Origin of the sequence: Candidatus Symbiopectobacterium sp. (genome assembly GCF_020054415.1) — a bacterium.
Taxonomy (GTDB): Bacteria; Pseudomonadota; Gammaproteobacteria; order Enterobacterales; family Enterobacteriaceae; genus Symbiopectobacterium.
Window position 1 is genome coordinate 1 of sequence record NZ_JAHWCO010000295.1, and the last position, 11,384, is coordinate 11,384.

At 55.8% G+C, this 11,384-nt stretch carries 9 protein-coding genes, 1 other RNA gene and 2 pseudogenes; 7 read left to right on the plus strand and 5 right to left on the minus strand.

What is annotated here, in order from left to right; all coding sequences use genetic code 11:
- Positions 1 to 127: 127 nt before the first annotated feature.
- Positions 128 to 819: pseudogene (locus QZ506_RS08485) on the minus strand (YtjB family periplasmic protein).
- A 141-nt stretch (positions 820 to 960) separates the two neighbouring features.
- On the opposite strand from QZ506_RS08485, the gene serB reads away from it, so the two are divergent.
- The 3 genes from serB (at position 961) to nadR (ending at position 4,691) form a co-directional block, all read left to right on the plus strand.
- Positions 961 to 1,938, plus strand: coding sequence for a phosphoserine phosphatase (gene serB, locus QZ506_RS08490; RefSeq protein WP_291970371.1), 978 nt, complete (start codon positions 961 to 963; stop codon positions 1,936 to 1,938).
- Positions 1,939 to 1,955: 17 nt separating this feature from the next.
- Positions 1,956 to 3,335, plus strand: coding sequence for a DNA repair protein RadA (radA, locus tag QZ506_RS08495; protein WP_291970372.1), 1,380 nt, complete (start codon positions 1,956 to 1,958; stop codon positions 3,333 to 3,335).
- A gap of 96 nt (positions 3,336 to 3,431) precedes the next feature.
- On the plus strand, positions 3,432 to 4,691 hold the full coding sequence (gene nadR / locus QZ506_RS08500) for a multifunctional transcriptional regulator/nicotinamide-nucleotide adenylyltransferase/ribosylnicotinamide kinase NadR (protein ID WP_291970374.1): 1,260 nt from the start codon (positions 3,432 to 3,434) through the stop codon (positions 4,689 to 4,691).
- Positions 4,692 to 4,702: 11 nt separating this feature from the next.
- Here nadR and QZ506_RS08505 read toward each other — a convergent pair whose 3' ends face one another.
- The 3 genes from QZ506_RS08505 to zapA form a co-directional block, all read right to left on the minus strand.
- On the minus strand, positions 4,703 to 5,293 hold the full coding sequence (locus tag QZ506_RS08505; RefSeq protein ID WP_291970376.1) for a 5-formyltetrahydrofolate cyclo-ligase: 591 nt from the start codon (positions 5,291 to 5,293) through the stop codon (positions 4,703 to 4,705).
- Positions 5,294 to 5,338: 45 nt separating this feature from the next.
- Positions 5,339 to 5,522: non-coding RNA, 6S RNA (gene ssrS, locus QZ506_RS08510), on the minus strand.
- A 115-nt stretch (positions 5,523 to 5,637) separates the two neighbouring features.
- Positions 5,638 to 5,967 carry a cell division protein ZapA gene (zapA, locus tag QZ506_RS08515; RefSeq protein ID WP_196906564.1) on the minus strand — a complete coding sequence of 110 codons (330 nt, stop codon included), beginning with the start codon at positions 5,965 to 5,967 and terminating at the stop codon, positions 5,638 to 5,640.
- A gap of 187 nt (positions 5,968 to 6,154) precedes the next feature.
- On the opposite strand from zapA, the gene QZ506_RS08520 reads away from it, so the two are divergent.
- From QZ506_RS08520 to ubiI, 4 genes are read left to right on the plus strand one after another with little or no spacing between them, the layout of a single operon-like run.
- Positions 6,155 to 6,739: a YecA family protein gene (locus QZ506_RS08520; RefSeq protein ID WP_291970380.1), complete on the plus strand. Its 585-nt coding sequence runs from the start codon at positions 6,155 to 6,157 to the stop codon at positions 6,737 to 6,739.
- 52 nt (positions 6,740 to 6,791) lie between these two features.
- Positions 6,792 to 8,165, plus strand: coding sequence for a Xaa-Pro aminopeptidase (gene pepP / locus QZ506_RS08525; RefSeq protein WP_291970382.1), 1,374 nt, complete (start codon positions 6,792 to 6,794; stop codon positions 8,163 to 8,165).
- 5 nt (positions 8,166 to 8,170) lie between these two features.
- The gene (gene ubiH / locus QZ506_RS08530) at positions 8,171 to 9,349 is read left to right on the plus strand and encodes a 2-octaprenyl-6-methoxyphenyl hydroxylase (RefSeq protein WP_291970384.1); all 1,179 of its coding nucleotides are present in this window, start codon (positions 8,171 to 8,173) and stop codon (positions 9,347 to 9,349) included.
- Between the two features lie 24 nt (positions 9,350 to 9,373).
- Positions 9,374 to 10,594 (plus strand): FAD-dependent 2-octaprenylphenol hydroxylase, encoded by a 1,221-nt coding sequence (ubiI, locus tag QZ506_RS08535; RefSeq protein WP_291970386.1) that lies wholly within the window; start codon positions 9,374 to 9,376, stop codon positions 10,592 to 10,594.
- 239 nt (positions 10,595 to 10,833) lie between these two features.
- Here the strand turns inward: ubiI and QZ506_RS08540 are convergent.
- A pseudogene (locus tag QZ506_RS08540) lies at positions 10,834 to 11,229 on the minus strand (TIGR00645 family protein); the annotation flags it as partial.
- Positions 11,230 to 11,384: the final 155 nt, after the last annotated feature.

An 11,384-nucleotide genomic window follows, 5' to 3' on the forward strand; every position in this document is an offset into this window, starting at 1 on the left:
CAAACACGCTTATCACGACTGGTGTCATGAAGGTGTTCGAGTTCGGCTTTTTGCTTGTCGGTAATAAATATCTTCATAGTGGGTGAGCATGATCTTCTTACCGCGTAAAATCAAGCATCTTCAATGATCACGGGTATATATAGTTATGACTCAGGCTTGTCCGTTTTTTCTTCCGGACAGGCGATGAGGTATTCTCGTCATCTTCCTTTACCGGCGTGTTGGCGGTGAGCAGATAGGGTGACTGCTGCCAGCGGCTGCGACGGTGCTGCAACAGCGTACGGGCCAGAATAATGCCGATCGCTAACGCCAGCAGAATCATCAGGCGCAAGATATTGGTAGTGTTATCGACCTGCTTGGCTTCGGTCACCAACACGTGAGTATCGAGCGTCATGCGCAGAAACCCGATCGGGCCTCCTTGCCGTTGATGGGCTGCACAATCTGGTGGTTGAAATAACTCCCCACCCGCTTGCCATCCAGCGCCAGCCGATCGCGCACCACAACCTCTTCTCCAGTACGGGCAATCAATGAACCGTCTTGCTGATAGAGTGCCGCGTCGAGAATGCGACTATTTTGCGTTAACTGCGCCAGCATTGTGCTGATTTTCTGGCTGTTATCATCGTTGCTTTCCATCAGCTGCGTCAGGCTGAATGCCACCTGCCGCGCCAGCGTGCGTGCAATGTCTTCAACCTGCTCGGAACGCGTCATTTGATGACTCAGGCTGAAATAGGACGCCCCCTGCATCAATGCAACCAGCAGCGCCAGGCAGATCAGTACAATAGCGGTGCGGTGTAAGCGGAATTTTAACGGGGTGTGGACCATGAGAATCCCTGAGCGATTTGCATACTTTCATGTTGTCAGAAGCGATAGCGATAGGATAGCTTGTTGCCCTGTTTTCTGAGTGATGTACTGTTATGTTTACCCGCGTCAGTACGCGCTATTTTTGCCAGAAGAGGATGCCCCATGCCGAATAGTCAGACCTACCGCGATCTCCCTAACGAGATTAACTGTTGGCCGGGACTGCCGTTATCACTCAGCGGTGATGAAGTGATGCCGCTCGACTATCGCGCGGGGGACACCGGCTGGCTGCTGTACGGCGACGTACTGGATAAAAACTTGCTTTCGCGTTACCAGCGCAAGCTCGGTGCGGCGATGGTAATCGTCAGCGCCTGGAACGTGGAAGATTATCAGGTGGTGCGTTTGGCCGGTTCGCTCACGCCACGCGCCACTAAACTGGCTCATGAACTGGGGATGGATGTGGCCCCGATGTGCAACACCCCGACGCTGCGTGCGCCCGGTTTACTGGTGATGGACATGGATTCCACCGCCATTCAGATTGAGTGTATTGATGAAATCGCCAAACTGTCCGGCACCGGAGAGAAGGTGGCGGCGATCACCGAACGGGCGATGCGCGGTGAGTTAGATTTCTCCGCCAGTCTGCGCGAGCGCGTGGGCACCCTTAAGGGAGCCGATGCTGATATCCTGCAAAAAGTGCGCAAAAATCTGCCGCTGATGCCGGGGCTGACCTACATGGTAGAGCAGTTGCAGGCGGCGGGCTGGCACGTCGCCATTGCGTCCGGCGGCTTCACCTATTTCGCCGATCATCTGAAAGAGAAACTCGGCCTGGTGGCGGCAGTGGCCAACGAAATGGGTTTGCGCGACGGTAAGCTGACCGGCGAAGTGGTAGGCCCGATCGTCGATGCCAAATATAAAGCCAAAACCCTGCGCCAACTGGCGGATAAGCTGGAGATCACTGAAGAGCAGACCATTGCCATCGGTGACGGTGCCAACGATCTGGTGATGATCAAGGCATCCGGGCTCGGCATCGCCTATCATGCCAAACCCAAAGTGAATGAGCAGGCCCCCGTCAGCATCCGTCACGCCGATTTGACCGGCGTAATGTGCGTACTGAGCGGCAGCCTGCGGCACGAAAAACGCTAAGAGCAGTGAGGTGAACCGTGGCAAAAGCCGTTAAACGCGCCTTCGTTTGCAACGAATGTGGTGCCGATTATCCGCGCTGGCAGGGCCAATGCAGCGCCTGTAACGCCTGGAACACCATTACCGAAGTGCGGCTGGCCGCCGCTACGTCTCGCACCGATCACCGTACTGGCTATGCGGGCGACCATGAAGGCATCAGCCGCGTACAAAAACTCTCTGATATCAGCCTGGAAGCGCTACCGCGTTTTTCCACCGGCTTTAGCGAGTTCGATCGCGTGTTGGGTGGCGGCGTGGTGCCCGGCAGCGCCATTCTGATCGGGGGCAACCCCGGTGCGGGGAAAAGTACCCTGCTGCTGCAAACCTTGTGCAAACTCTCTGAACAGATGAAAACCCTATACGTCACAGGAGAAGAGTCTCTACAGCAGGTGGCGATGCGCGCGCACCGCTTGGGCCTGCCAACCCAGCATCTCAATATGCTGTCCGAAACCAGCATCGAGCAAATCTGTCTGATTGCCAAACAGGAGCAGCCCAAGCTGATGGTGATCGACTCGATTCAGGTGATGCATCTGTCCGATATCCAATCCTCACCCGGCAGCGTGGCACAGGTGCGGGAAACCGCCGCCTATCTCACCCGCTTGGCCAAAACGCGCGGTGTCGCTATCGTGATGGTGGGCCACGTTACCAAAGATGGTTCATTGGCTGGCCCCAAGGTGCTGGAGCACTGCATTGACTGCTCCGTGCTGCTCGACGGTGATGCAGATTCCCGTTTTCGTACCCTGCGCAGCCATAAAAACCGTTTCGGTGCCGTCAATGAATTGGGAGTGTTCGCCATGACCGAGCAGGGATTGCGCGAAGTCAGCAACCCCTCTGCCATTTTTCTCAGCCGGGGTGATGAAGTGATGTCCGGCAGCTCCGTTATGGTGGTGTGGGAAGGCACGCGTCCTCTGCTGGTGGAGATTCAGGCGTTGGTGGATCACTCGATGATGGCCAATCCTCGCCGCGTCGCCGTCGGTCTGGAACAGAACCGACTGGCGCTCCTGCTCGCCGTGTTACACCGCCACGGCGGACTGCAAATGGCGGATCAGGATGTGTTCGTGAACGTGGTTGGTGGCGTAAAAGTCACCGAAACCAGCGCCGATCTGGCACTGCTGCTATCGTTGGTCTCCAGCCTGCGCGACAGGCCGCTGCCGCAGGATCTGGTGGTGTTCGGCGAAGCGGGGCTATCCGGCGAGATAAGGCCAGTGCCCAGCGGTCAGGAACGTATTTCCGAAGCGGCCAAACACGGCTTCAAGCGCGCCATCGTCCCGCATGCCAATGCGCCAAAACGCCCCCCCGCCAACATGCAGGTGTTTGGCGTGAAAAAGCTGACTGACGCACTGGCGATCCTCGACGATCTTTAACGCCTAACCTGCGGGAACATGCGCGCAGGTTGAGAATGCTTGTGGTATCTTGGTTTAGCATGCTAAACACACGTGCTAAACCAAGAGTGCCTGACAATGTCATCTTTTGATTACCTGAAACCCGCCATCCGCAAGAAAGGGTGTACCCTTCAGCAGGTTGCCCACGCAACCGGTATGACCAAGGGCTATCTCAGCCAATTGCTGAATGCCAAGATCAAAAACCCCAGCGCTCAAAAGCTGGAAGCGCTGCACCGTTTTCTGGAACTGGAATTTCCCCGCCACGACAAAACCATCGGGGTGGTGTTCGGCAAGTTTTATCCTCTGCATACCGGCCATATATACCTGATCCAGCGCACCTGTAGTCAGGTTGATGAATTGCATGTGATCCTAGGTTACGACGAATCACGCGACCGCCTGCTGTTTGAGCACAGCGCCATGTCGCAGCAGCCCACCGTAAGCGATCGTCTGCGTTGGCTGCTACAAACTTTCAAATATCAGAATAATATCCGCATTCACGCCTTTAACGAAGAAGGCATGGAGCCTTACCCGCACGGCTGGGATGTATGGAGTCGCGGTATCAAGGCCTTTATGCAAGAGAAGGCGATTGAACCCAACTTTGTCTATACCAGCGAAGCCAAAGATGCCCCGCAGTACCGCGAACAGTTAGGCATCGACGCGGTGTTGGTTGACCCAGAACGCTCATTTATGAACATCAGCGGCGCACAGATCCGTCACGATCCGTTCCGCTATTGGGATTATATTCCCACCGAAGTGAAGCCCTTTTTCGTGCGCACCGTTGCCATTCTCGGCGGCGAATCTAGCGGTAAATCGACGCTGGTCAACAAGCTCGCCAATATCTTCAATACCACCAGCGCCTGGGAGTTTGGCCGGGACTATGTCTTTTCCCATCTGGGCGGCGACGAGATGGCGCTGCAATATTCCGACTACGACAAAATCGCGCTAGGACAAGCTCAATACATTGATTTTGCAGTGAAATATGCCAATAAAGTGGCCTTTATCGATACCGATTTCATTACCACCCAGGCATTTTGCAAGCAGTATGAAGGACGCGAACACCCTTTTGTCCAAGCGTTGATTGACGAATACCGGTTTGATCTGGTGATTCTGCTGGAAAACAATACGCCGTGGGTCGCGGATGGTTTACGTAGCCTAGGTAGCAGTACCGTACGCAGCGCGTTCCAAACGCTACTCAAAACCATGCTGGTGAAGAATAACGTCCCTTACGTACACGTAACCGAATCAGATTATGATTCGCGCTTCCTGCGCTGCGTGGAACTGGTACAACAAATGCTGTCGCACCGTACATCTGGCGGGCCAGATACGCCGACGCTGTAATCAACGACGGATTACCACTGCCAGCGGCGAGAGGGGGTCAGAATGGCGGGCAACGGGATGTCCCACGCTTCGTTCGGGATTGCATCGACCTGCTGGCAGTCATGGGCCAAGCCAATCGGGTATGGCCCCCGCTGTTGCCAGAGCTGTAAGGTCCGGTCATAAAACCCGCCGCCCATGCCCAGCCGTTGTCCCTGCACATCGAACGCCACCAACGGCGTAAACAGTACATCGAGTTGGATTAGCGGCAACACGCGGCGCACATCCAGACGCGGCTCAAAGATCTTCAGGCGATTCTTCACCAGCGGTGTCTGCGCATCGTAGTGTAAAAACAGCAAATGTCCCGGCGAAAACGGGTGCAGTACCGGCAGATACACCGCCTTTCCCTGCTGCCACAAATGGGCAATCAACGGCTGGGTATCCAGCTCACCGTCAAACGACAAAAACAGCGCAATCCTCTGTGCCTGCTGCACTTCAGGTTGTTCCAACGCACGTTCGGCAATCTGCTGTGCAAACCGGGCTTGTTGTTCCTGCGTGAGCGCGCGGCGCAACTGACGCACGCGATCACGCATGGCCTGACGCTGTTGCTGTGGCAAAATGGGCATGGACGCAGAAGTCATAGACAATAACAGGGAAAAGAAAGGAGAGAAGGGATCTCCGAGATGCCGCCGCAGGTGGTAACCCTTGAACCCTTGGTTCAAGGTGAACATACCGTCGCAACCTTAAGGCTTCTCGTACGAACCGAGCATGCTCACCGGCTGCGGAGCGTTACATTCTGTTGGTTTGAAATATCGGCTCAGGGGACTGACCCGCAGACAAACACCTCAGAGAAATTTTATTCTTTACTCGTGAATAACTCTATCACGCTTTATAGCGAAAAACATCGGGCAACTAACAAAAATCAATTTAAAAAACCAAAACGTGGAGCAAGGCGCTAGCCCCTCTCGACTCACTCGAAAGGCGTGCCCTGACGCTCGGTTATGCGCCCTTGTTCCAGCAAAGCCTGCTCGATGGTCTGCTGCAACATACGGATGCGCTGCTCCATATTTGCCGCGTAATCACGCGTTTTCAAGCGCTCTTGTGCCAATTCATGGCACACGTTAAGTGCAGCGATAAACACTAATTGTTCCGTGTTGGTCACGCGTGTGCGCACTTTGAGATCCTGCAACCGCTGGTTAAGATCTTCCGCAGCCTGATTCAACGCTTCCTGTTGTTCCGGCGGACAATTGACTCTTAACGAACGGCCAAAGATTTGAATATCTACTGGTTGTGCAGACATGCCCCTTTCCTGCCTCATTTCGTTTTCTGCGCCGCAGAAAAAATTCACATCACGGACTGGCGACAGCACCTTCACGCGGGCGCCACTATAATAACTCAACATAGAAGAAACAAGCCCTTTCTGGCATAGCAGCCGAGCTTGGTGGTAGCATAACACGATACCAACCCGCCAATGATGAACAAAGCACATGTCCATAGAAACCACGTATCCCGGCTATGAAACCCTAGACGCGTTCCTGATACAGCAACAAGTTGCACTGACGGCAGCGGAAATGCACGGGCTTATCAGCGGTATCCTGTGCGGGGGCAACACCGATGACAGTTGGAAAACGTTGTTACACGAACTGACTAACGATGGTCTGGCGTTCTCTCACTTGGTTTCTCAGCCGCTGCAAACGCTGTATCAGGTCACTAAAGAAGCGCTAGAAGAGAGCGAATTTGAATTCCAACTGCTGCTACCGGATGACGACAACACGGCGGTAAGCGTGTTTGATCGTGCCGACGCGCTGGCCGGATGGGTCAATCACTTTCTACTCGGGCTGGGCGTCGTTCAGCCACGTCTGAACAAGGCGCAGGGCGAATTGAAAGAAGCCATCGACGATTTGCGCAATATTGCACAGCTTGGCTATGACGAAGATGAAGATCAGGAAGAGCTGGCGCAATCGCTGGAAGAAATCATCGAATACGTCAGAGTTTCCGCCATTCTCTGCCACTGTGAATACACACGCCCGGTACAGACCGCACCTGAGAAGAAAAAACCAACGCTACATTAATCGCGCATCCAGCCTTACCAGCAGGGGTTCCCACGCAGGAGGGAATTACCGAATGCGCATCACACAGGAGCAGGTGATGATTCAACAAGACGCTTTTGGCCAGGAATATACTCGCCGCCGCCAGCAGTTGCTGGAAAAAATGGCTCCCGCCAGCGCGGCGATATTTTTTGCCGCACCGGAAGCCACGCGCAGCGCTGACAGTGAGTACCCTTATCGTCAGAACAGCGATTTCTGGTACTTCACCGGATTTAACGAGCCGGAAGCGGTGCTGTTACTGGTAAAAAGCGATGAGCACCATCACCACACCGTCCTGTTCAACCGCGTGCGCGATGTCACGGCGGAAATATGGTTTGGACGCCGTCTGGGGCAGGAAGCGGCCCCTTCGCGCTTGAATGTCGATCGCGCCCTGCCATTTAGCGACATCAATGCGCAGTTGCACCTGCTGCTCAACGGACTGGACGTGATTTACCACGCACAAGGGCTGTACGAGTACGCGGACCGCCTGCTGTTCAGCGCACTGGAGACGCTGCGAAACGGCACGCGTCAGGGGCTTATCGCACCGCAGACGCAGACCGACTGGCGCCCCTGGGTGCACGAGATGCGCCTGTTTAAATCCCCGAAAGAGCTAGAGCTGATGCGTCGGGCTGGAGAGATCACCGCCAAGGCCCATACTCGCGCCATGACAAGCTGTGAACCTAGGATGTACGAATACCAATTGGAAGGAGAAATTCATCATGAATTTACCCGCCACGGTGCGCGCTATCCTTCGTATAACACCATTGTCGGCAGCGGTGATAACGGCTGTATTCTGCACTACACCGAAAACGAACGGCAAATGCACGAGGGCGATTTGGTGTTGATTGACGCGGGCTGCGAATATCAGGGCTATGCCGGTGATATCACGCGGACCTTCCCGGTAAGTGGAAAATTCAGCCCCCCGCAGCGCGCGATTTACGATATTGTGCTGGCTTCACAGCGCAACGCGCTGGCGCTATTCAAACCCGGTGTCAGCATTCGTGAAGTGAATGAGCAGGTGATTCATATCATGGTCGAAGGGTTGGTTAAACTCGGCGTTCTGAAAGGTAGCGTCGATGAACTGATCGCCGAACAGGCACACCGCGCGTTCTACATGCACGGACTCAGCCATTGGCTGGGGCTGGACGTGCACGATGTTGGCGATTACGGCGCGTCAGAGCGCAGCCGTTTGCTGGAACCCGGCATGGTGCTCACCGTCGAACCGGGGCTCTATATCGCGCCAGACGCCAAAGTGCCCCATGAATATCGCGGCATCGGTATCCGCATCGAGGATGACATTCTGATTACTGACAGCGGTAACGAAGTATTGACGGCGGGCGTCGTAAAAGACGCCGACGACATTGAAGCGTTGATGGCACAGGCCCGTGCCATACGCCAGGCAGCGAGATAATCGCGATGACGATCCTGATAGTCGGCGGAGGCATGGCGGGAGCAACGCTGGCACTGGCCATTTCCTCCCTTTCCGGCGGCACCCTACCCGTCGAGGTGATAGAAGCACACTCGCCGCTGGACAGCGCGCATCCCGGCTTCGACGCCCGCGCTATCGCGCTGGCGCAAGGCACTGTGCAGCAGCTTAAGCGTGTCGGCATCTGGCAAGCTATCGCCAGCGAAGCGGAACCCATCACCGCGGTGCACGTCAGCGATCGCGGCCACTCCGGTGTGGTCAACATGCAGGCCAGTGATTATCGTACCGCCGCATTGGGTTACGTGGTGGAGCTACATCAGGTTGGTCAAACCCTGTTTCGGTTACTCCACAGTGCGCCAGGCGTACGCGTGCACTGCCCACGCAAGGTAGTACACGTTGAACGCAGTGCCGAACAGGCCACCCTGCAACTGGATGACGGCAGTACGCTGTGCGGGCAGCTCTTGGTGGCTGCAGACGGATCCGCCTCCGCGCTGGCTCGGGCCTGCGGCATGCAGTGGCAGACAGAGGAGTATCCGCAGTTTGCCGTTATTGCCAACATCCGCACCCAGTTGCCTCATGCTGGAAAAGCCTTTGAGCGCTTTACCCCGGACGGCCCGTTAGCACTATTACCCATGCGCGGTGGACGCAGTTCGTTGGTATGGTGCCACCCGTTATCAAACCAGACGCAGGTGAGCGCCTGGAGCGAGGCCGAATGCCGCGCCGCGCTGCAACGCGCCTTTGGCTGGCGATTGGGCGCAATTACCCACATCGGCGAACGTCACACCTATCCGCTGCGACTGGTGACGGCGGCACGGCATATCGCGCACCGCGTGGCGTTGGTGGGCAATGCGGCGCAAACGCTGCACCCGATTGCCGGACAGGGATTCAATCTCGGGCTGCGCGACGTGATGTCGCTGGCAGAAACCCTGACACAGGCCGCTGCGCAACAGGAAGACACCGGCAGCTATCGCGTGCTGAGCCGCTACGCCCAGCGCCGAGAACCCGATCAGCAGGCGACCATTGCGCTGACAGACGGTCTGGTACGCCTGTTTGCCAACAGTGTTACCTCGCTGGAAGTGGGTCGCAATCTGGGTTTGATGACCATGAATACCGTTGCGCCCGTGCGTGATACCTTTGCGCGCCGCACGTTGGGTTGGTTCGATCATTAATGCAAGCAACAGGAAACAGGGCTTATGCAATCATTTGATGTGGTTATCGCGGGCGGCGGCATGGTCGGTCTGGCATTAGCCTGCGGGCTGCAACAATCCGGGCTACTCATTGCCGTTCTGGAACAGCGTACGCCACCACAGACGGCCGCGGACGGGGCTTATGCGCTGCGCGTCTCCGCCATTAACGCGGCCAGCGAATGCCTGCTGCGTCATATCGATGTCTGGCAAGAGATCGAAGCACAGCGCATCAGCCCCTATAACGCCATGTACGTGTGGGACAAAGACAGCTTTGGCAATATCCATTTTGAGGGCGAGGCCTATGGTTTTTCCCGCCTCGGCCACATTATCGAAAATGATGTCATTCAACGCGCCCTGTGGCAACGAGCAGAAAAAGCAAAAGACATTACCCTGATGGCACCGGCGGTATTGCAGCAGGTGGCCTGGGGCGAGAACGAAGCATTTATCACGCGGGACGATGGCACCATGCTCACGGCGCGCCTGGTAGTCGGCGCAGACGGTGCGCACTCCTGGCTACGTCAGCAGGCCGATATCCCACTGACGTTCTGGGATTACGGTCATCACGCACTGGTGGCAACGGTACGCACTGAACACCCGCACGACGGCGTGGCACGCCAGGTGTTCCATGGCGATGGCATTCTGGCGTTTCTGCCGTTGGCGGAGGCAAACCTGTGCTCGATTGTCTGGTCGCTGCCACCGTTGCAGGCCGAATCCATGCTGGCACTGCCCAAGGAGGCTTTCGATCAGCAATTGGCGATCGCCTTTGACACGTATCTTGGGCGGTGCACCACCATCAGTGCCCGGCAAACACACCCGTTAACCGGACGCTATGCGCGCAGCTTTGCCGCGCATCGACTGGCGCTGGTGGGCGATTCTGCACATACCATCCACCCCCTAGCCGGACAGGGCGTCAACCTCGGGTTTATGGATGTCGCCACGCTGATCGCCGAAATCAAACGCTTACAGGGGCAAGGTAAGGATTTCGGGCAATACCTCTACCTGCGACGCTATGAACGCCAGCGTAAGCACAGTGCCGCGCTGATGTTGGCCAGCATGCAAGGGTTCAGGGAACTGTTTAACGGAGAGAACCCGGCGAAAAAATTGCTACGGGATATTGGCCTGACGCTGGCGAACCGCCTGCCGGGGGTGAAACCGGTGCTGGTGCGTCAGGCGATGGGATTAAATGACCTGCCGGAATGGCTGGCGCACACCGCTACGCCGCAGTAAGTAAAACGGTACGCCAGAGCGGACGAACTGTCAGACCGCTGGCAAAGTAACTTTCCTCCTCGTCATCCTCGGCGAAAGCCGGGGATCTCTGTGAGAAGAAACGCATTTCATCTGCACGAGATTCCCACCTTCGCGCGAATGACGGAGGTGGCGGAAATGCCGGAGGTCGGGAAGCGTTACTGTTTTCGGTAGGTTTGTCAGTAAATTCTCGGTACGCCTGAGTGGGCGTACCGTTAACATTACTTCTTTTCGTGACGCGTCGCTTTGTCCAGATAGCCCATCAGAAACGCCGACAGCACAAACGTCAGGTGGATAATCACATACCACATCAGCTTGTTATCCGGCGTATTGCGCGCATCCATAAACACGCGCAGCAAATGGATGGAAGAGATGGCGACGATCGATGCCGCCACTTTATTTTTGAGTGAGCCGGAATCCATTTTGCCGAGCCAGCTCAGTTTCTCCCGATCCTCATCAATGTTCAGCGTCGAGACAAAGTTCTCATAGCCAGACAGCATCACCATTACCAACAGACCGCCTACCAGCGTCATGTCAATCAGCGACAGCAGTACCAGGATCAGATCGGCCTCTGCCAATGCAAAGACGCTTGGCAGAATGTGAAACACTTCTTGGAAAATTTGAGCATCAGCGCGGCTTTGTTGAATAAATAGAACTTTTGGGTAATCATCGGAGCAGATCACCACAGTTGTTTCAAAATCAGGTCTCCATGGCAAAACAAAATTTTAAAATCACCAACTGGCCCTCTTATAACAAGGCCCTCAAGCAGCGC